A 21,599-nucleotide genomic window follows, 5' to 3' on the forward strand; every position below is an offset into this window, starting at 1 on the left:
TGGACGCGGTCCATACTGCCCCACCTGGCCCCGCCCATCTGGGCCCCCGCCAATTTCGGAGTTCGCTTTCATGACGCTCGGCCGCTTTCCCGCCACCCGTCCGCGCCGCAACCGCCAGGACGATTTCACCCGACGCCTGGTCGCGGAAACGACGCTGACGGTCGACAACCTGATCTGGCCGATCTTCGTCATGGAAGGCACCGACACGCAGACCGAGGTCGCCTCGATGCCCGGCGTGCGCCGGGTGACGCTGGACCGGCTGGCGGCCCATGTCGAACCGGCGGCGGCGCTGGGCATTCCGGCCCTGGCGCTGTTCCCGATCACCCCCACCTCCCTGCGCGACGCGGAGGGGACCGAGGCGATGAACCCCGACAACCTGATGTGCCGGGCGGCGCGCGTGCTGAAGCGTGAATTCCCCGACATGGGCCTGATCGGGGACGTGGCGCTGGACCCCTATACCGACCATGGGCATGACGGACTGATCCGCGACGGATATGTCGTCAACGACGAATCCGTCGCCGTCCTGTCGCGGCAGGCGGTCAACCAGGCGGCGGCCGGCATCGACATCATCGCGCCGTCCGACATGATGGACGGCCGCATCGGCGTCATCCGCCGCGACCTGGACGCGCAGGGCCTGACCGGCACGCGGATCATGTCCTATGCCGCCAAATATGCCAGCGCGTTCTATGGCCCGTTCCGCGACGCGCTGGGATCGGGCGGGCTGCTGAAGGGCGACAAGAAGACCTACCAGATGGACCCGGCCAACAGCGACGAGGCCCTGCGCGAGGTGGAGCAGGACCTGGCCGAGGGGGCGGACATGGTCATGGTCAAGCCCGGGATGCCGTATCTGGACATCATCCGCCGGGTCCATGACCGCTTCGCGGTGCCGACCTTCGCGTACCAGGTATCGGGCGAATACGCGATGCTGACCGCAGCCATGGACCATGGCTGGCTGGACCGCGACCGCACCATGCTGGAAAGCCTGATGGCCTTCCGCCGCGCCGGCGCCAGCGGGGTGCTGACCTATTTCGCGGTGGACGCCGCACGCCGGCTGCGGGGCGGCTGACCCGACCCGGCCGGGGGAACAGCCTCTTTCATCCAGACGTCACAAATCCTCGCTCACGCGGCGGATTGTGATGCAAACCGGGCCCTGTACCGTTACCATCCGTTTCGGAGCGGTACCGCGTGGCGCCAGGAGACATGCGGACCCGTCGCCGTTGGCCCCTGACATCGGCCGTGGGGGCGCTGAATCCCGTCGAGGAGGCGTATGACCTATACATCGCCACGTCGTCCGCAACTTTTCTACACGACCGCCCCCATGCCGTGTCCCTATGTCGCAGGCCGGATGGAACGCAAGGTGGTGACCGACATTGGCGGGCCGGACGCCGAACGGCTGCATAACCGCCTGTCGCGCGCCGGTTTCCGGCGCAGCCACACCATCGCCTATGCCCCGGTCTGCCCGTCCTGCAGCGCGTGCGTGCCCATCCGGGTGCCGGTGGCCTCCTTCTCGCCCGACCGCACGCAGCGCAGGACCCTGCGCCGCAATGCGACGATCGAGGGGTTCGAGGTTCCGGCCCACGCCACGACCGAGCAATTCACCCTGTTCCAGCGCTACCAGTTCGCCCGCCATGCCGAGGGCGACATGGCGGCGATGAATTTCTACGATTACCGGGCGATGATCGAGGACACCCCGATCGACACGATGATGATCGAGTTCCGCACGCCCGAGGACCGGCTGGTCTGCGTCAGCCTGATCGACCGGCTGGATGACGGGCTGTCGGCGGTCTACAGCTTCTTCGACCCCACGATGGACGCCCGGTCGCTGGGGTCCTACGCGATCATGCACCTGATCGCGCACACGCGGCGGCTGGGGCTGCCCTATCTCTATCTGGGCTACTGGATTCGCGACAGCGCCAAGATGGCGTACAAGGCCCGCTTCCAGCCGGCGGAAATCCTGTTCCACGGCGCCTGGACGCCGCTGGACCGCGACCGCCTGCCCGAGGAAGGCGATCGCGGGCCCGCCCGCTTCCCGGCCAGCCTGACCGAGTAGACCGACCTACCCGCCGGCCGGGGTCTTCGGTTTGGGCTTGCGGGTCGCCCAGGCCGGGGCGGGTCGGCCGACATCGGCGCGCTTGCCCAGATAGTCACGGAAATCGGCAAAGGGACGGATTCGCGCCGGATCGGGCCACGCCGCGCCGTCCGTCGAGGACAGGAGGCAGGCGTCCATCAGGCCGCCTTCCTTGTATTTCTGCAAGGCCACGCCCAGGCCGCGCGCCATTTCCGGCAGTTGCGCTACCGGGAAGACCAGCATGCGCCGGTTCTGCCCCAGCACCACGACGTGGTCGCCCTCGACCGGCAGGCAGATCCGCGCACTTTCGGCATCCTTCAGGTTCAGCACCTGCTTGCCGGTACGCTTTTCGGCCACCAGGTCCTCGTCGCGGATCACCAGGCCCCGCCCGGCGCTGGAAGCCAGCAGGTGGCGCGTGCCCTCGCGCACCGGGAAGACCGCCACCAGATCCTCGTCATTCGACAGTTCGATCAGCAGGCGGATCGGCTGGCCGTCGCCGCGCCCGCGCGGCAGGTCGGCGGCGCGCAGGGTGAAGGCACGGCCGTCGGTGGCGAAGACGCACAGCCGGTCGGTGGACTGGCATTCCACCGCCAGGCGGAACCCGTCGCCTTCCTTGAATTTCTGGGCCGTCGGGTCGATGCCGTGGCCCTTCAGCGTCTTGACCCAGCCCTTGGCGGACAGGATCAGGGTCAGCGGCTCGCGCTCCACCGCCTCGATGGCCGACAGTTCGATCGCGCGCGGCGGGGCGGCCAGTTCGCTGCGCCGCGTGCCCAGCGCGCCGGCGCCGAATGCCTTGCGGATGGCCTTCACTTCCTCGGTGATTTTCTTCCAGCGCAGGGGCTCGCTGCCCAGCAGGGCCGTCAGGTCACCGCGTTCGGCCGTCAGCGCCGCGTGTTCCTTGCGGATCTCCAGTTCCTCGAGCCGGCGCAGGCTGCGCAGGCGCATGTTCAGGATCGACTCGGCCTGCAATTCGGTCAGCGAGAACGTGGCCATCAGCCCGGCCTTGGCGTCGTCTTCTTCGCGGATGATGCGAATGACTTCATCCAGGTTCAGATAGACGGCCAGGAACCCGTCCAGGATTTCCAACCTGCGGTCCACCGCCTGCAGCCGGTGGCGGCTGCGGCGTTGCAGCACATCATGCCGATGGTCCAGCCACGCGCGCAGGACCTCGCGCAGGCTGCGTACGCCGGGCACGCGGTCGGCGCCCAGCACGTTCATGTTCAGGGCGAAGCGGCTTTCCAGCGCGGTGGCGCGAAACAGCGTTTCCATCAGCACTTCGGGTTCCACACCGCGCGACTTGGGCTCCAGCACCAGGCGGATGTCGGTCGTGCTTTCGTCGCGGATATCGCCCAGAAGCGGCAGCTTCTTCTGTTCCATCAGGTCGGCGATCTGCTCGATCAGGCGGGATTTCTGCACCTGGTACGGAATTTCCGTCACCACGACCTGCCAGGTGCCGAATCGGCCCTGCTCGACCGACCAGCGGGCGCGGATGCGCATGCTGCCGCGCCCGGTCTCGTAGGCCTGCAACAGGGTCGTGCGGTCCTCGACGATCAGGCCGCCGGTCGGGAAGTCCGGACCGGGCATGTCCTCCATCAGGTCCGCCACCGTCGCATCAGGCGACCGGATCAGCCTGATCGCGGCCGAACAGATCTCGCCGACATTATGGGGGGGAATGCTGGTGGCCATGCCGACCGCGATGCCGGCCGCGCCGTTGGCCAGCAGGTTCGGAAAGGCCGCCGACAGGACAACGGGTTCCTGCTCCTCGCCGTCATAGGTCGGGCGGAAATCGACCGAATCGTCGTCGATCCCTTCCAGAAGGGCGCGCGCGACCTCGGTCATCCGGGCTTCGGTATAACGCATCGCCGCCGCGTTATCGCCGTCGATCGAGCCGAAATTGCCCTGCCCCTCGACCAGTGGGTAGCGGACGGCGAAATCCTGCGCCAGGCGCACCAGCGCCTCGTAGACCGAAGCATCGCCGTGGGGGTGGTATTTACCGATGACGTCACCGACGACGCGGGCGCATTTCTTGAACCCCGATGTCGGGTCCAGGCGCAATTGCCGCATCGCATAGATCATCCGGCGATGCACCGGCTTCAGCCCGTCGCGCACGTCGGGCAGCGAACGCGACATGATGGTGGACATCGCATAGGCCAGGTACCGCTCGCTCAACGCGTCCGCGAGACGGGTTTCCTCGATATGGCCGCTGGTATCCACTGACATGCGCACTCCTCCTGTCCCGGGAACAGATAGAGAAAATCCGCGATTTGTCCATCGCGTGCGTGCCTCAATCGTCGGGGTGGAGGGCGCCGGGCTGAAGGGCATCGATCATATCCACCAGCCGCAACCGCGCGGGCGGCAGCGGGCGATGGCGCTGGCCGAAGGCGTCACGGGCCAGGAAATGCCCGGTCAGGCGCAGCCCGTCCCGCCAGTCCTGGACGGTGCCGGGATCGGATTCGTCCAGGAACAGCGGCGGCAGGCGCAGCAGGCGCGGCCGCCATTCCCCCGCCGCCGCGTCGCTGACCGCGCGCCCGGTCCGGGGCGAGACCCAGGCCAGTTCCGCGCTGCCCCCCGTCACCGCGCATGCCGACAGGTCCATGCCATAGCCCAGGTCGCCGAGCAGGCAGGCCTCCCACCGCAGCAGGGCCGCCATGCCGCCCCACCCGGCCATGTCGGGGTCGAGGCTGAGCAGGCTGAAGAAGCGGGTCAGCAGGTGGAAGATACGGGGATGGGGTTCGCGCTCGGGCAGGGTGCCGTCGGCCACCGCGCAGGCCGAGGCCAGCATCGCCAGGGCCAGCGGCGCGGACATCAGCCGCGCGGCGGACCCATGGACCAGTTCGCCGGACAGATTGCCCAACTGGTCCGGCAGGCGCCCCCGCCAGGAGGCGCGGATCAGGTTACCGGGCTGCCACAGCGCGCGGTTGGCGCGGGCGGTGCCCCCACGGGCCAGGCCGTGGACCAGGCCGAGATCCTCGGTCAGCAGATGGACGATGGCGCTGCTTTCGCCATAGGGGGACGCAGACAGCACAAGGGCGGGTGCCTCCCATTCCATCAGGAAGGCCCCGCCCCGTTCAGGCTGCGATCAGAGGGTCGCGTGCCGGTCAGACGCCGGCCGCCTTGGCGACCTCGGCCGCGAAGTCGTTCTCTTCCTTCTCGATGCCTTCACCGAGCTGGAAGCGATCGAAGCCGCTCAGCTTGGCGCCGGCCTTCTGGACGACCTTGCGGACGGTGCTTTCGCCGTCATGCACCCAGACCTGCTCCAGCAGGACCACTTCCTCGTAGAACTTGCGGATGCGGCCTTCGACCATCTTCTCGATGATCGCTTCGGGCTTGCCGGAGGCACGGGCCTGCTCGACCAGCACCGCACGCTCGCGCTCCAGCGACGCGGGATCGACGCTGTCGATGTCCAGCGCGGCCGGGCGGGTGGCGGCGACATGCATGCCGACCTGGCGGCCCAGCAGTTCCAGCGCCTCGCTCTCGGACGGGGCTTCGATGGCGGCCAGGACGCCGATCTTGCCCAGGCCCGGACGGACGGCGGAATGGATGTAGCTGGCGACGACGCCCGACGGCACGCTCAGCACGCGGGCGCGGCGGATCGACATGTTCTCGCCGATCGTCGCGATCAGGTGGGTCAGCTCGTCAGCGACGGTGCGGCCGCTGTCCAGCACCACGGCCTTGATCTTCTCCAGGTCCTCGCCGGCGGTCAGCGCAGCGCGGGCCACGGCCTCGACGAACGCCTGGAAGCTCTCGTTGCGCGCGACGAAGTCGGTTTCGGCGTTCACTTCGACCATCGCGGCAGCGCGGGGGGCCGAGGCCACGGCCACCAGGCCCTCGGCCGTCACGCGGCCCGACTTCTTCGCGGCCGCCGCCAGGCCCTTGGTGCGCAGCCAGTCGATCGCGCCCTCGATCTCGCCGCCGGCCTCGTTCAGGGCCTTCTTGCAGTCCATCATGCCGGCACCGGTCTTCTCGCGAAGTTCCTTCACCAGGGCTGCGGTAATCTCCGCCATATGCGTCACTCCTCAAGGCAGGCGCGCGCCCTGCCGTGACGGCAGGGCGCGCCCTTGCATCTGTCATCGTGAAGATCCCACCCCGCGCCGCCCGGGCGGCGCGGGGTGGAACCCGTCAAACTCCAGTCCGCGACACTCAGGCCGCGGGGGCAGCCTCGGCCGCGGCGGCTTCGGCCGCCGTGTCGACCGGCAGTTCCTCGGCGGCGCCGAAATCCTGGCCCGACGCGCCCATCTTCGTCGAGATGCCGATCAGCACCCCGCCCCACACCAGTTCTCAACTACAGGGCGATGGCCGCGGATGGCAATCTTCTATTTTCCGGGATCTGGAAAGTCACCGCCGCGCGGATCGGAATTGCCTGTCCAGGATCGCGACGACCGGGATGCCCAGCTTGTTGGCTTCCTCGACGGCCAGCTTCTCCTTGTTCGTGTCGATCACGAACAGGATGTCCGGCAGGCCGCCCATCTCCTTGATACCACCCAGCGACCGCTCCAGCTTCTCGCGGTTGCGGGTGATGTCCAGGATTTCCTTCTTCGTCAGGCCGTGCGTGTCCCCGGTCAGCATGTCGTCGATCTGGCGCAGGCGCTTGATCGAACCGGTGATGGTCTTCCAATTCGTCAGCATGCCGCCCAGCCAGCGGTGGTTGACGTAATACTGGCCGGACCGCTTCGCGGCCTCGGCGATCTGGTCGGCGGCGGCGCGCTTGGTGCCGACGAACAGGACGCGGCCACCGCCGGCGACGGTGTCACGGATCGCCTTCAGCGCGCGGTCCAGCATCGGCACCGTCTGCTGCAGATCGATGATGTGAACCTGGTTGCGCACGCCGAACAGGAACGGCGCCATGCGCGGGTTCCAGCGGCGGGTGTGGTGTCCGAAATGAACGCCGGCTTCCAGCAGCTGGCGCATCGTGAAATCGGGCATAGCCATGATCGGCCAAATCCTTGATCTTCTGGTTGGTCCTCCGCGAAGCGCCGGTCCCGGGGGAAATCCCGCAGGACACCAGAGGCACTGCTTCGCGTGCGAATTGCCGGCCGAGGGGCCGACGGGCGTCGATATGACCTTTTTTGCCGTGCAATGCAAGCGCGGCGCGGCGGGAAACTGCCCCTACCCCTGATCCTATCCCTGTTCGACCCGGGCCACGCCGGCGACGGCCTTGATCATCTGCGCCATGCGCGGCGTGACGCGATAGGCGCCGCCCAGCCGCACCTCGACATCGCGGGTTTCGGCCACCGACGGCAGCAGGATGACCTTGCCGCGCCCCCCCTTCTCCTCGGACAGGATGGCGTGGATCGGGGTGATCGCGTCCTCGCGGTCGAACCAGATGCGCAGTTCCGCCGCCGCGTCGGCCGCCGCCTGTTCCAGCGCCACCACGTCGCTGCCGGTGATGCGCAGGGCCTCGCCGTCCAGGCGCAGATCGGCCGTCACCAGCACGGCGGTGCCGGCGGTCAGGATGTCGCGGGTGCGCGACAGGACCTCGGAAAACAGCGTGACCTCGCACCCGCCGCTGGAATCGGACAGGCGCACCCAGGCCATCTTGCTGCCGGTGCGGGTCGGGCGTTCCTTGCGGTCGACCACGCAGCCGGCGATCTTGACCCGCGTCAGCCCGGCCTGGGCGGCGGCCTCCAGCGCCGTGGCGCGCACGGCCCCCAGCCGGCGCAGCAGCAGGCCGTAGGAATCGAGCGGATGCGCCGTCAGGTGGAAGCCGATGGCCTCGGCCTCCATCCCCAGCCGTTCGAATTCCGGCCAGTCGGTCACGTCCGGCAGGCGCAGCGGTTCCGGCGCCGGCGTGGGCCCTCCGCCGCCGAACAGGCCGATCTGGCCGCTCGCGGCCTCCTGCGCCTTGGTGTTGGCGCGGCGCAGGACCGTCTCCGCCGCCGCCGCGACCAGGGCGCGGTTGGGCACCACCGTGTCGAAGGCCCCGGCCTTGGCCAGGTTTTCGATCTGCATCTTGTTCAACTGGCGCGGGTCCACACGCGCCGCCAGGTCCGACAGGTCGGCGAACGGACGGTCGCCGCGCGACGCCACCAGGGCCTCCATCGCCGCGAATCCGACCTTCTTGACCGCCGCCAGCGCGTAGCGGATGCCCAGGCGGCCGTCGGCCAGGCGCTCGACGGTGAAATCCGGCCCCGAAGCGTTGATGTCGGGCGGCAGGACGGGAATGCCCAGCCGCTCGGCCTCCTGCCGCAGGGCCGCCAGCTTGTCGGTCTTTTCCCGCGCCAGAGACATGCAGGCGGCCAGGAACGGCACCGGATGGTTCGCCTTCATCCACGCCGTCTGGTACGACACCAGCGCATAGGCGGCGGCGTGGGATTTGTTGAAGCCGTAATCGGCGAACTTGGCCATCAGGTCGAAGACCTCGGCCGCCTTCTCGGGGTCGATGCCGCGACCGACCGCGCCCTCGGTGAAGATCTCGCGCTGCTTGTCCATCTCGGCGCGGATCTTCTTGCCCATCGCGCGGCGCAGCAGGTCGGCGCCGCCCAGGCTGTAGCCCGCCATCTTCTGGGCGATCTGCATCACCTGTTCCTGGTAGACCATGATGCCGTAGGTCTCTTCCAGGATCGAGCGGATCTCCTCGTGCGGGGGCTCCCACGCCTCGCCGTGCTTGCGGCGGCAGTAATCGGGGATGTTGGCCATGGGGCCGGGACGGTAGAGCGCCACGGCGGCGATCAGGTCCTCCAGCCGCGTCGGGCGCATCTGCTTCAGCACGTCGCGCATGCCCGCGCCTTCGAACTGGAACACGCCGCCCGTGTCGCCGCGCGCCAGCATCTCGTACGTCGGGGCGTCGTCCAGCGGCAGCGTGGTCAGATCGACCGTCACGTCCAGCCCCTTCAGGAACTGGCAGGCGCGCTGCAGGATGGTCAGGGTGGTCAGGCCCAGGAAGTCGAACTTCACCAGCCCCGCCTGCTCGACGAACTTCATGTTGTACTGGGTGACCAGCATGTCGCTCTTGGGATCGCGGTAGAGCGGCACCAGTTCGACCAGTTGCCGGTCGCCGATCACGACGCCGGCCGCATGGGTGCTGGCGTGGCGGTACAGCCCTTCGAGCTGGAGCGCGATTTCCATCAGGCGGCGGATCGCCTCGTCGGTATCGCGCATCTCCTGCAGGCGGGGCTCGCCGTCGATCGCCTGTTTCAGGGTCACGGGCTTGGCCGGATTGTTGGGGATCAGTTCCGCGACCTTGTTGACCATGCCGAACGGCAGGCCCAGCACGCGGCCCACGTCGCGTACCGCCGCCCGGGCCTGCAGCTTGCCGAAGGTGATGATCTGCGCCACGCGGTCGGGACCGTATTCGCCGCGGACGTAGCGGATGACCTCGTCCCGCCGGTCCTGGCAGAAATCGATGTCGAAGTCGGGCATCGACACGCGTTCGGGGTTCAGGAACCGTTCGAACAGCAGGTTGAAGGGAATCGGGTCGATATCGGTGATCGTCAGCGCCCAGGCCGCCAGCGACCCCGCCCCCGATCCGCGCCCCGGCCCCACCGGAATGTCATGCGCCTTCGCCCACTGGATGAAGTCCGCGACGATCATGAAATAGCCGGGGAAGCCCATCTTCGCGATGATATCCAGCTCGAACGTCAGCCGGTCGCGATAGACCTGACGGGTCGCGTCATCCATGTCCATGCGCGCCAGCCGGCGGGCCAGCCCGTCCTCGGCCATGGCGCGCAGGGTCTGCTCCTCGGTCGCGCCCGGCTGCACCTTGGGGCAGACCGGCAGCAGGGGCTTGCGGGTTTCCACCCGCACCGCGCAGCGCCGGGCGATGGCCAGCGTGTTGTCGCAGGCTTCCGGCAGGTCCGCGAACAGGTCGCGCATCATCGCGGGGGGCTTGAACCAATGTTCCGGCGTGACCCGCCAGCGGTCGCGCTCGGCCATCGTGCGGCCCTGGGCGATGCACAGCAGCGCGTCATGCGCCTCGTACATCTCCGGCCGGGGGAAGAAGCATTCGTTGGTCGCGACCAGCGGCAGGCCCATCCGGTCGGCCAGCGCGATCATGCCGGGTTCGACCGCCTTTTCGACCGGCAGCCCGTGCCGGTGCAGTTCGACCGCCAGCCGGTCTCCGAAGGCGGCGTGCAGCCGTTCCAGCCACTGCGCGACCTCGTCCTGCTGCCCGTCGGCCAGCATGCGGAACAGCGGGCCGCGCGTGCCGCCGGTCAGCAGGATCAGTCCCTCCGCCCGCTCGCACAGCACGTCCAGCGTCACCGTCGGCTCGGCGGTGTCGCCCGTCAGGAACCCCTGCGAAGACAGGTATTGCAGGTTCATCAGCCCGGTTTCGTCCTGCGCCAGCAGGACGACGGGCTCGGCCGGCGCGCCGGGCTTGTCGTTGCGCGGCGGCAGGCCGACCTGACAGCCGATGATCGGCTGCACCCCCTTGCCCGAGCAATATTGCGAGAATTCCAGCGCCCCGAACAGGTTGCCGGTATCGGTGATCGCCACCGCCGGCATGCGCATGTCCTGCGCCAGGGACGCGATCTCGGGGATGCGGATCGCCCCCTGGCTGAGCGAATAGGCGGAATGAACGCGAAGATGGACGAAATCGGCGTGGGGCATGGCGCGATCCTACGCCACGGGGGCCACGTCCACCAACCGTCCGTCGCGCAGGGTCACGACGCGGTCCATGCGGGCGGCCAGGGCCTCGTTATGGGTCGCGATCAGGGCGGCCACGCCCTCGCCCCGGACCATGCGCAGCAATTCGTCGAACACCGCGTCCGAGGTGTGGACGTCCAGGTTGCCGGTCGGTTCGTCCGCCAGCAGGATGCCCGGCCGGTTGGCCAGCGCGCGGGCGATGGCCACGCGCTGCTTTTCGCCCCCCGACAGGCGACCGGGCAGATGGTCCAGCCGGTGCGCCAGCCCGAACGAGCCCAGCAGCGCGTCCGCCCGGGCACGGGCGTCGGCCCTGGCCACACCCGCGATCAGTTGCGGCAGCACCACGTTTTCCCGCGCCGTGAATTCCGCCAGCAGGTGATGGAACTGGTAGACGAAGCCGATGCGGCGGCGGCGGATGGCCGTGCGCCCGGAATCGTCCAGGCGCCCCGCATCCTGGCCGCCGACCAGGACCTGCCCGCGATCAGGGGATTCCAGCAATCCGGCCAGATGCAGCAGGGTCGATTTGCCGGTGCCCGACGGCGCGACCAGGGCCACGATCTCGCCCGCGCGCAGGGTCAGGTCCGCGCCCTGCAGCACGTCCAGCCGCTCGTCCCCGCTGTGGAACGTGCGCCAGACGTCGGACAGCACCAGCGGGTCCCGGCCAGCCTCATTCACGGTCTCACTCATGGCGCAGGGCCTCGACGGGATCGGTCCGGGCGGCACGCCAGGACGGGTAGAGCGTGGCCAGCAGCGACAGGACCAGCGCCATGACGATGACCTCGGACACCTGGGACCAGACCAGCTTGGCCGGCAGATGTTCCAGGTAATAGATTTCCGGGTTGAACAGGTTGGTCCCGGTCAGCGATTGCAGCCCCTGCCGGATGCGTTCGATATTCAGGCAGAACACGATGCCCAGCACGGTGCCGACCACCGTGCCCGTCACGCCGACCGAGGCCCCGCACATCAGGAAGATGCGCATGATCGCCCCCCGGCTGGCGCCGATGGTGCGCAGCACCGCGATGTCGCCGGTCTTGTCCTTGACCATCATGATCAGGGACGAAATCACGTTGAAGGCCGCCACCAGCACGATCAGGGTCAGGATCAGGAACATCACGTTCTGTTCCACCGTGACCGCGCCGAAGAAGGCGTTGTTGCTCTGTGTCCAGTCCAGCACGCGGATGCGCGGGTCGGCGACGGCCTGCTCGATCGCCATGCGCACCGGCTGGACGTTCGTCGCATCCCGGGTCGTCACCTGGACCTGCGTCACCTGGGCGGGCATTTCGAAATAGATCTGCGCCGCCGGCAGCGGCAGGAAGACGTAGCTGGAATTATAGTCGTGCATTCCGGCATCGAAGATCGCGACCACGCGATAGGCGCGGATGCGCGGCATGGTGCCGAAGGGCGTCGCCGCACCGTTGGGCGAGATCAGCGTCAGCTTCGACCCCACGGAAAGCCCGGCCCGTTCCGCCAGGGTCACGCCGACGATGATCGCATCATTGCCCGCGAAATCGTCCAGCGACCCGGCGATGAGGGAATCGCTGATTTCATGCAGGTCGTGCAGCCCGGCGCGGGTCATGCCCCGTACCATCCCGCCCGCGTTGTAGCTGCCGGAATTGAGCAGTACCTGCCCTTCGATCAGCGGTGTGGCGGTGACGACGCCAGGCACCTGCCGCACGGTCGCCGCCAGGTCGTCGTAGTTCTGGATGGTGCGGGTCACGCCGAACAGGCTGAGATCGCCGTTCAGGCCGAGAATCCGCCCCATCAGGTCGGCCTTGAACCCGTTCATCACCGACATGACGATGATCAGCGTGGCCACACCCAGCGCGATGCCGACCAGCGAGAAAATGGCGATGACGGACACGAACCGCTCACCCTTGCGGGCACGCAGGTACCGGCCGGCAACCGCCCGTTCGAACGGACCGAACATCGATCAGCCCCCGAGGATTCGGGCCAGGGCGTCATCCACCGACAGTTCGAACCGCGCGCCGTCGGCGCGGCGCTTCAGTTCCACCTTGCCCTCCTTGGCGCCCCTGGGGCCCACGATGACCTGCCACGGATGGCCCATCAGGTCGGCATCGGCGAACTTCACGCCCGCGCGCTCGCCCCGGTCGTCATACAGGAAGGATTCGGGGGCGGCGGCGTACACCTGTTCGCAGATCGCGTCGCAGGCCGCATCCCCCGTCTTCAGGTTCAGGATCGCGGCGCGGAAGGGGGCCACGCTGTCCGGCCAGATGATGCCGTTATCGTCATGGCTGGCCTCGATGATCGCGGCGACTAGGCGCGACACGCCGATGCCGTACGAGCCCATTTCCGGATAGAGCGGCGCGCCGTCCGGACCGCTGACGGTGATATCCATCGATTCGGTGTATTTGCGGCCGAAATGGAAGATGTGCCCGACTTCGATGCCCCTGCCCTCGCGCCGGCGCTCGGCGGGGACGTCGGCCCAGGCGGCCTCGTCATGCTTTTCGTCGGTCGCGGCATAGAACGAGGTCATGCGGGTGAAGAACGCATCCAGCGATTCGCGGTCGTCGATATCCACCGGGTCGGACAGCCAGTCCTGTTCCTCGAACGCGCCGTCGAAGAACACGCCGCTTTCGCCCGTGGGCGCCAGGATCAGGAATTCGTGGCTCAGTTCGCCACCGATCGGGCCGGTATCGGCCACCATCGGGATGGCCCGGACACCCAGGCGCTGGAAGGTGCGCAGGTAGGCCAGCATCATCCGCCGGTACGAATCGACGGCCGACGCGTAATCGAGGTCGAAGCTGTAGGCGTCCTTCATCAGGAACTCGCGGCCGCGCATCACGCCGAAGCGCGGACGGACCTCGTCACGGAATTTCCACTGGATATGGTACAGGACCTGCGGCAGTTCGCGGTACGACTTGACCACCTGGCCGAACAGGTCGGTGATCATTTCCTCGTTGGTCGGGCCGTACAGCAGTTCGCGCTCGTGCCGGTCCTGGATGCGCAGCATTTCGGGGCCGTAGGCGTCATAGCGGCCCGACCGCTTCCACAGTTCCGCCGACTGGACGGTGGGCATCAGCAGTTCCTGCGCGCCGATCGCGTCCTGTTCCTCGCGCACGATCCGGGCGATGTTCTGCAGCACGCGCCAGCCGGCCGGCAGCCACGCATAAATCCCCGCCGCCGTCTGGCGGATCAGACCGGCCCGCAGCATGAGCCGGTGCGAGATGACCTGCGCCTCGGCAGGATTCTCCTTGAGAGTGGGCAGGAAGCCGCGGGACAGACGCATACCGTTATCAACCTCGGAAAAACCGGCGGACGCCGGGCGGATCGTGAAACAGGAGAAGACGAATACGCCAGAATCCGGGCCGCCGCCACGCCCCACCGGCAGGTATCCGTCCACCCCTACACCCAGGCGTGAAACCCGGCCCGTTCAACAACTGCGTGAGGCAGGTGACAGGCCCGCCGCAGCCTCCTACAGTCCCGCCCGTCTGATCCGGTCGTGACGATACGCCGGGTCTAGGGAAAAAAACGTCCGGGAACGGCAGGAAGGGCGACCGCCTTTCCTGCCGTAATCCTTTAGGGCCCGATCCCTTCAGATATACCCACAAAAGTCGGTCCGGAAACGTGGTCTGGTGAGCGAGAGTGCCGCAAAGCGGCACGCCCGTCGCATGTTTCCGAGCATCGCAGCGGAGCGGCCTTGTGGGCCGTGAGCAGCGAAGCGCAGGAAACGCGCGTCGGATCGCCACCAGAGCGCGTTTACGGACCGACTCAGACGCGGAGGAGGTGGACGTCGACCAGCGGCCGCTTCTGCAGCTTGCGGCCCAGGGCGCGGCGGAGCGCGGTCTTCGCGGCCTCGCGGAAGGTGGTGTCGTCGCGGCGCAGTTCGTCGGGGATTTCGTCCAGGGCGTCACCGAATTCCTCGGTCATGCGCGAGGTTTCCGGGTCCTCGGGGTCCAGCAGGCCCGGCGCGCTGACCTTGGGGTCGCCGATCAGGTAGCCCTCATCATCCACCGCGAAGCTGCCGATGACCATGCCGTTGAACAGCATGCGCCGACGGGCGGCCAGCACCCCGCCATTGATCGGCAGCAGGCGGCCGCCGTCCAGCACCAGGCGGCCGGTCGGCGCGGTGTCCACGACCTCGACCGCGCCGGGGGCCAGGTTCAGGATGTCGCCGTCTTCCAGCAGGATGGGGGACACACCCTTTTCCCGCGCGATGGCGGCATTGGCGGTCAGGTGGCGCCATTCGCCATGGACCGGCACCGCGAAGCGCGGCCGCACCATGTCGAACAGGCGCCGCACGTCGCCGCCGGTGGCGTGGCCGGACACATGCACCAGATGATCGCGGTCGGTCAGCACGCGTACGCCGCGGCGGGTCAGGTTGTCCTGCACCTGCATGACCGCCTGTTCGTTCCCCGGGATCATGCGGCTGCTGTAGATGACGGTATCGCCCTGGCCCAGCGAGATGTTGGGATGGCTGTCGCTGGCGATGCGCGACAGGGCCGAGCGCGGCTCGCCCTGGCTGCCGGTGATGATCAGCACTACCTCGTCATCCGGCAGCGAATTGGCTTCCTGTTCCGACAGGAAGGGCGGCACATCGACCAGGTAGCCGCATTCCCGCGCCGCCACGTCCAGGTTGCGCAGCGACCGGCCGACGATCACCACCGAACGCCCGGCGGCCTGCGCCGCCTTGGCGATGGTTTCCACCCGCGCCACGTTGCTGGCGAAGCAGGTCACGGCAATCCGCCCCTGCAGCGAACCGATCAGGTCGGTCATGCCGCGCCGCACGTCGGCCTCGGACGCCGAAGGGCCCTGGGTCATCACGTTGGTGCTGTCGCAGACCAGGGCCAGCACGCCCTCGTCGCCCAGCGCCTCGAACGCCGCGATGTCGGTCGGCGGCCCGACCATCGGGGTGGGATCGAACTTCCAGTCGCCGGTATGCACCACGATGCCCTGCGGCGTGCGCAGGACCAGCGCCTGGGCCTCGGGCACCGAATGGGTGACGGGGATGAAGCGCAGGTCGAACGGGCCGACCATGAATTCGCCGCCCGGGGGAATGATGTGGATCTTCACCTGCTGCTGCAGATGGGCCTCGCTCAGCTTGCGGCGCAGCACGGCGGCCGCGAACGGCGTGGCATAGACCGGGCAACCCAGGCGCGGCCACAGATGGGCGACAGCGCCCAGATGGTCTTCATGCGCGTGGGTGATGACCAGTCCGGCGAGATCCGCCTTGCGGTCGACGATGAAGACGGGATCGGGCATCAGGATCTCGGCTTCCGGCGTGTCGTTGCCGCTGAAGCCGATTCCGCAATCCACCGCCAGCCATGTGCCGCCCAGCCTGTAAAGGTTGAGATTCATGCCGATCTCGCCCGTTCCGCCCAAGGGCAGAAAGGCCAGACCATCACTCAAATCGTTCATAACCAAGTCCTTTTATACCAGAGCAGATCGTGATGGGGTTGATGGCCTCATCTTATGAATACGCTCGTTAAAATCAGTCTCATGCGTCGTCTGGACCTGCCGGTCCGCACCCATCGCGGACAAAGCCCTGTCCGCCAGAATTCCGTACCGCCGGATCGGGCGGCAATCCCGTATCGGCCCTGGCCCCATCCGAACCGACCGGAGCCGAAGGGTGCGCCTCCGCTCGACGATCGTCCCCGCCTGCCGTCAGGCCAAAAAAATTCAGGCGTCGCGCCTGTCACCGTCGATCCCGCCGGCACCTAGTCCAGCAGCAGGATTTCGCCGGTGGAAATCCGTTTCAGTCCGTCGGCGCAACGCAGCAGGAGCATGCCCTGCGCGTCCAGACCAGCGAACGAACCTTCTACCTGCCCGCTTTCAGCGCGCACCACAAGCCTTGTGCCCATGGGGTGCGCGTGCGCCAGCCACGCCTGCCGCACCGCTTCGAACCCCAGGCCGTCCCCCTGCCCGCCACAAACCGCCATCCAATGGTCCAGTCCGGCGCAGATCGCCCGTGCCACGATCTCCGGCTCGGGCGCCGTTCCGTATTCGGCGACACAGGCCAGGTCCCGTCCCGTAATGGCGGGGGCCGCCCGCAGATTGGCGCCGAACCCGATCACCAGCAATCGCCCGGACGAATCCGTGCCGGCCTCGATCAGGATTCCAGCCGCCTTGCGCCCTTCCAGAAGCAGGTCGTTCGGCCATTTCAGCCGGAGAGATATGGGGTGGGGAATCCAGGGTGCAATCGCCCCGTGGAAAGCCAGGCCGGCAATGAAGGGCCACAGCCCGACGGGCCATTCCCCTTTCCCGCCCGGCCGGAGCAAGACCGAAAACGCGAGGTTCCCGCCCGGGTCCTGCCAGTCCCGCCCCCGGCTGCCACGCCCGCGCGTCTGGCGGCGGGCCATGACGGCCAGGCCGGAGCGTTCGCCCTGCCCGGCCCGGGCCAGGCAGGTATCGGACGTCGAGTCCAGTTCGTCATGAATCTCCAGCCGCCAGGGTGTCGGCCCCGGCGGCGGTACGGGTGCGACCGGCGTCGCGCCGTTCACCTGAACAGGGCCTGGGCCGCCGCCTGCGCCGCGCTGGATACCGGTCCCAGCACCAGCAGGAAGCCGGTGGTGGCGATGCCCATGCCCACCGAGACGAAGGACAGCGACAGCGGCCGGCGATCGAGGGGGGCCGCGGCGTCGTCAAAGAACATCACCTTGACGATGCGGACATAGTAGTAGCCGCCGATCACGCTGCTGACGACGCCGATGGCCGCCAGGCCGAACAGGTGGGCGTTGATCGCGGCATAGAACACCATCATCTTGCCGAAAAACCCGGCCAGCGGCGGCGCACCCGCCATGCTGAACATGAAGATCGCCATGGCGGTGGCCAGGCCCGGATCGGTCTTGCCCAGCCCGGCCAGGTCGGCGATCCCGGTCACTTCACGCCCCTTGCGGCGCATGGCGATGATGACGGCGAAGGCGCCGACATTCATCAGCAGGTACGTGGTCAGATAGACCAGCGTGCCGCGCATGCCCTCGGCCGTGCCGGCGCACAGGCCCATCAGGGCGTAGCCCATATGGCCGATCGAGGAATAGGCCATCAGCCGCTTGATGTCGGTCTGGGGAATGGCCGCCAGCGAACCGAACAGCATCGAGAGCATCGAGACACCTTCGACCAGGATCTGCCATTGCGGCGCGACATGGCCGAAGGGACCGGCCATGACCCGCAGCAGCAGCGCGAAGGCCGCGAATTTCGGCGCGCCGGCCATGTACGCGGTCACCGAGGTCGGCGCGCCCTGGTAGACGTCCGGTGTCCACATATGGAACGGCACCGCCGACAGCTTGAAGGTCAGCCCGGCCAGCATGAACACGATGCCGAACATCAGGCCCATCGGCACGGCGGTGGAACTGGTGCTGAGCGCCATCTGGATGCCGCCATATTCCATCGTGCCGGCATAGCCGTAGACCAGGGACGAGCCGTAGAGCAGCAGGCCGGAGGCCAGCGAGCCCAGGACGAAATATTTCAGCCCGGCCTCGCCGCCCCTGACCTCGTCCCGTGCGAAGGCGCAGAGGATGTAGATGGCAAGCGACGACAGTTCCAGGCCGATGAACAGCGTCATCAGGTTCTCGGACGACGCCATCATCATCGCACCCAGGGTCGAGAACAGCAGCAGGACGGGAAATTCGAACCGTTCCACCTTCATGTTCCGCGCGTAGCCGACCGTCAGCATGGTGGCGAATGCCCCGCCCGCCAGGCTGAGGATCTTCATGAAGCGGGCGAAATCGTCATTGACGAAGATATGGTTGTATCCGACCCCGTCCGGCGACATCACGACCAGGAAACCGGTCAGCACGAACGCGCCGATCGTCAGCATGGAGCAGGACAGGAACGGCTGCTCCTTCTTCTGCACCACGCCGAAGACGAGGATAGCGAGGCCACAGAGCGCCAGGACGATTTCCGGCAGTGCAAGTGTCCAGTTCATCGGTTCAGACCCGTTTCCCGGAAAGATCAGTGGAAGACCAGCATGGTGGAGACGAGCACCACCAGGCCGATCAGCATCGTGAAGGCATAGACCGCGATCGACCCGGTCTGGGTCCGCACCGCCTGGGTGGCGGTCCCCGCCGTAATGCGGGCCAGCCCCTGGGGGATGGCTTCGATCACGCCTTCGTCCGCGCCCTTCCAGAGCAGGCGCGCCAGGGCACGGTACGGCCGGACGAAGATGTGTTCGTACAGTTCGTCGAAATACCATTTGTTCAGCAGGAACAGGTAAAGCGGCCGCAGGCTGTTCGCCAGGACGGACGGTATCGCCGGGTTGGCCATGTAGCACAGGTAGGCCACCACGATGCCGGCGATCCCGGCGAAGGTCGGCACCAGGGCGATCAGTTCCGGCGTCTGTTCCAGCGTCGCGATGATGGTGTTGCCCGGCGCGTTCACGATCGCACCGTTCCAGAATGCCGCCTGGCCCGAGCCCACGAAATACGGCGCCAGCAGCAGGCCGGCGAGGACCGCCCCCAAGCCCAGCAGCACCAGCGGGATGGTCATCCAGGCGGGGCTTTCATGCGCGCCTTCATGCAGGTGCGCGTCGCGCGGCGTGCCGTGGAAGACCAGGAAGATCAGCCGCCAGCTATACAGCGCGGTGATGAATGCCGTGATGCAGCCCAGGCTCCAGGCATAGAAGCCCAGTCCGCTATGCGCCATCCAGGCCGCTTCCAGGATCGCATCCTTCGACCAGTATCCGGCGAAGGGGAAGATGCCCGCCAGCGCCAGGCTGCCCACCCACATCGCGCCGTAGGTCAGCGGAATCTTCTTCCACAGGCCGCCCATGCGGAACATGTCCTGTTCGTCATGCACGGCATGGATGACCGAGCCGGCGCCCAGGAACAGCAGCGCCTTGAAGAAGGCATGCGTCGTCAGGTGGAACACCGAGGCCTGATAGGCGCCGACCCCGACCGCCGCGAACATGTAGCCGAGCTGCGAGCAGGTGGAATAGGCGATCGTACGCTTGATGTCCGGCTGGACCAGGCCGACCGTGGCGGCGAAGAAGCACGTCGTCGCGCCGATGAACACGACGAAGGCCTTGGTGCCCGGGGCGAATTCCACCAGCGGCGACATGCGCGCCATCAGGAACACGCCCGCCGTGACCATGGTCGCGGCATGGATCAGGGCCGAGACCGGCGTCGGGCCTTCCATCGCGTCGGGCAGCCAGGTGTGCAGGAACAGCTGCGCCGACTTGCCCATCGCACCGATGAACAGCAGCATGCAGATGACTTCATAGATATGATGGGTGCCGAACAGCGTGAACGTGTCGTCGCCATGCGCCGGGACGAGCGCGAAGATATTGTCGTAGGTGACCGAGCCGAATTCCACGAACAGCAGGGCGATGCCCACCATGAAGAACAGATCGGCCACGCGATTGACCACGAACGCCTTGATCGCGGCGCTGTTCGCGCTGGGGCGGTCGTACCAGGTTCCGATCAGCAGGTAGCTGCACAGGCCCACGCCTTCCCACCCGAAGAAGAGCTGGACCAGGTCGTTGGACGTGACCAGCATCAGCATCGCGAAGGTGAAGAGCGAGAGGTATGAGAAGAACCGGTAGGTCGGCGTCGTCTCGTGCCCCATATAGCCGACGCTGTAGAGGTGAACGAGCGCCGAGACACAGGTCACCATCGCGACCATCGACAGCGACAGCGTATCCAGCCGCAGGGTCCAGGCGGCGTGGAAGCTGCCGGCACGGATCCAGTCCGCCAGTTGCACCACGACGGGCATGCCGCCGGCATGCATCGCCAGGAACAGCGCGCCGGCTCCGCACAGGGCGGCGATGATCATCAGGCCCGTGGTCAGCGCCTGGGCCAGGCCGTCCCCCAGCAGCCGGCCGAACAGGCCCGCCACGAGGGCAGCGAACAGGGGGCCGAGGACCGCGATCTCGAAAAGGTAGGATGCCGTTTCCATGACCCGCTCAACCCTTCATCATGGTGATGTCTTCGACCTCGATCGATCCGCGGTTGCGGAAATAGACCGTCACGATCGCCAGCCCGATCGCGGATTCCGCCGCCGCGATCGTCAGGACGAACAAGGTGAAGACCTGGCCCGACAGGTCGCCGAGCGCGGATGAGAACGCGACGAAATTCAGGTTCGCCGACAACAGGATCAGTTCGATCGACATCAGGATGATGATGACGTTCTTGCGGTTCAGGAAAATCCCGAACACGCCCAGCACCAGCAGGATGGCGCTGACCGTCAGGTACGGGCCGATGCCGATGCTTCCGAGTCCGCCGGTCATTGCGCCAGCCCTCCATGCGTATCACTGGGCGTCGTGCCGGGCGTTCCGCCGGCCGGGGCGGGCTGCGGCACGGCATCGGCGCTGACACCGTACGATCCGGGGACCGACGCGACGTAATAAGACTGCTTCGGACGGCGGTATCCGCCATTGTCCACGACGCCCTGCCCCAGCGGCAGGGCCATCATGTCCAGGGAATCCGCTGCCGTACGCTCGTGCTGGCGTTCGATGTTCTGCCGCCTGCCCACCGGGCGTTCGCGCAGCGTCAGCACGATGGCGCCGATCATAGCGACCAGCAGCACCAGGCCGCAGGATTCGAACAGGAAGATGTAATGCGTATACAGGACATCGCCCAGGGCCGCGGTATTGGTCCGCCCCGGGGTCGGCACCAGGTGCGACACGTCCGCGATGTTCCGCGCGACCTGCCAGTGCCCGAAGGCCAGCGCCAGCTCCGCGAACAGGACGGCGCCCACCGCCGCGCCGAAGGGCGCGTAGCGCTGCAGTCCCTCACGCATCTCGGTGAACCGGACGTCGAGCATCATCACGACGAACAGGAACAGGACCGCGACCGCGCCGACATAGACGATGACCAGGATCATCGCCAGGAACTCGGCGCCCGCAACCAGGAACAATCCGGCAGCGTTGAAGAACGCCAGGATCAGGAACAGGACAGAATGCACCGGATTGCGGGCGCTGACCACCATGCCGGCCGACAGGACCAGCACCGTCGCAAAGACGTAAAAGACGATTTGGGCCATCATCTGTGACCTT

15 protein-coding genes and 1 pseudogene are annotated in these 21,599 nt (G+C 67.3%); 2 read left to right on the forward strand and 14 right to left on the reverse strand.

Going from position 1 to position 21,599, the window contains the following annotated elements; translation table 11 throughout:
* Positions 1-70 precede the first annotated feature (70 nt).
* Both hemB and GDI_RS14270 read left to right on the forward strand, forming a co-directional pair.
* The gene (gene hemB / locus GDI_RS14265) at positions 71-1,066 is read left to right on the forward strand and encodes a porphobilinogen synthase (protein WP_012227283.1); all 996 of its coding nucleotides are present in this window, start codon (positions 71-73) and stop codon (positions 1,064-1,066) included.
* A gap of 201 nt (positions 1,067-1,267) precedes the next feature.
* Positions 1,268-2,050 carry an arginyltransferase gene (locus tag GDI_RS14270; protein ID WP_012227285.1) on the forward strand — a complete coding sequence of 261 codons (783 nt, stop codon included), beginning with the start codon at positions 1,268-1,270 and terminating at the stop codon, positions 2,048-2,050.
* 6 nt (positions 2,051-2,056) lie between these two features.
* Here GDI_RS14270 and parC read toward each other — a convergent pair whose 3' ends face one another.
* The 14 genes and pseudogenes from parC to GDI_RS14340 all read right to left on the reverse strand — a co-directional run bounded on the left by parC (position 2,057) and on the right by GDI_RS14340 (position 21,589).
* Positions 2,057-4,288, reverse strand: a complete 2,232-nt coding sequence (gene parC, locus GDI_RS14275) for a DNA topoisomerase IV subunit A (protein ID WP_012227287.1) — start codon at positions 4,286-4,288, stop codon at positions 2,057-2,059.
* Positions 4,289-4,352: 64 nt separating this feature from the next.
* Positions 4,353-5,117, reverse strand: coding sequence for a DNA repair protein RecO (gene recO / locus GDI_RS14280; protein ID WP_012227289.1), 765 nt, complete (start codon positions 5,115-5,117; stop codon positions 4,353-4,355).
* A 49-nt stretch (positions 5,118-5,166) separates the two neighbouring features.
* Positions 5,167-6,072 (reverse strand): translation elongation factor Ts, encoded by a 906-nt coding sequence (gene tsf, locus GDI_RS14285; RefSeq protein ID WP_012554894.1) that lies wholly within the window; start codon positions 6,070-6,072, stop codon positions 5,167-5,169.
* A gap of 136 nt (positions 6,073-6,208) precedes the next feature.
* Positions 6,209-6,997, reverse strand: a pseudogene (rpsB, locus tag GDI_RS14290) (30S ribosomal protein S2).
* 189 nt (positions 6,998-7,186) lie between these two features.
* The gene (gene dnaE / locus GDI_RS14295; protein ID WP_012227298.1) at positions 7,187-10,615 is read right to left on the reverse strand and encodes a DNA polymerase III subunit alpha; all 3,429 of its coding nucleotides are present in this window, start codon (positions 10,613-10,615) and stop codon (positions 7,187-7,189) included.
* Positions 10,616-10,624: 9 nt separating this feature from the next.
* Positions 10,625-11,338: an ABC transporter ATP-binding protein gene (locus GDI_RS14300; RefSeq protein WP_012227300.1), complete on the reverse strand. Its 714-nt coding sequence runs from the start codon at positions 11,336-11,338 to the stop codon at positions 10,625-10,627.
* Positions 11,331-12,578: a lipoprotein-releasing ABC transporter permease subunit gene (locus tag GDI_RS14305; protein ID WP_012227302.1), complete on the reverse strand. Its 1,248-nt coding sequence runs from the start codon at positions 12,576-12,578 to the stop codon at positions 11,331-11,333. Before GDI_RS14305 ends, GDI_RS14300 begins: the two co-directional genes overlap by 8 nt.
* A 3-nt stretch (positions 12,579-12,581) precedes the next feature.
* Positions 12,582-13,898, reverse strand: a complete 1,317-nt coding sequence (gene proS / locus GDI_RS14310; protein ID WP_012554891.1) for a proline--tRNA ligase — start codon at positions 13,896-13,898, stop codon at positions 12,582-12,584.
* Between the two features lie 482 nt (positions 13,899-14,380).
* Positions 14,381-16,027, reverse strand: a complete 1,647-nt coding sequence (locus tag GDI_RS14315; protein ID WP_012554890.1) for a ribonuclease J — start codon at positions 16,025-16,027, stop codon at positions 14,381-14,383.
* A gap of 299 nt (positions 16,028-16,326) precedes the next feature.
* Positions 16,327-17,109 carry a biotin--[acetyl-CoA-carboxylase] ligase gene (locus GDI_RS14320; RefSeq protein WP_012227308.1) on the reverse strand — a complete coding sequence of 261 codons (783 nt, stop codon included), beginning with the start codon at positions 17,107-17,109 and terminating at the stop codon, positions 16,327-16,329.
* Positions 17,106-18,533 carry an NADH-quinone oxidoreductase subunit NuoN gene (gene nuoN / locus GDI_RS14325; protein WP_012227309.1) on the reverse strand — a complete coding sequence of 476 codons (1,428 nt, stop codon included), beginning with the start codon at positions 18,531-18,533 and terminating at the stop codon, positions 17,106-17,108. Before nuoN ends, GDI_RS14320 begins: the two co-directional genes overlap by 4 nt.
* A 26-nt stretch (positions 18,534-18,559) precedes the next feature.
* Positions 18,560-20,500: an NADH-quinone oxidoreductase subunit L gene (gene nuoL / locus GDI_RS14330; RefSeq protein WP_041249509.1), complete on the reverse strand. Its 1,941-nt coding sequence runs from the start codon at positions 20,498-20,500 to the stop codon at positions 18,560-18,562.
* 7 nt (positions 20,501-20,507) lie between these two features.
* Positions 20,508-20,831 (reverse strand): NADH-quinone oxidoreductase subunit NuoK, encoded by a 324-nt coding sequence (nuoK, locus tag GDI_RS14335; RefSeq protein WP_012227311.1) that lies wholly within the window; start codon positions 20,829-20,831, stop codon positions 20,508-20,510.
* A complete protein-coding gene (locus tag GDI_RS14340; RefSeq protein ID WP_012227313.1) occupies positions 20,828-21,589 on the reverse strand; it encodes an NADH-quinone oxidoreductase subunit J in 762 nt (253 codons plus the stop codon). Before GDI_RS14340 ends, nuoK begins: the two co-directional genes overlap by 4 nt.
* Between the last annotated feature and the right edge of the window lie 10 nt (positions 21,590-21,599).

Origin of the sequence: Gluconacetobacter diazotrophicus PA1 5 (assembly GCF_000067045.1) — a bacterium.
Taxonomy (GTDB): Bacteria; Pseudomonadota; Alphaproteobacteria; order Acetobacterales; family Acetobacteraceae; genus Gluconacetobacter; species Gluconacetobacter diazotrophicus.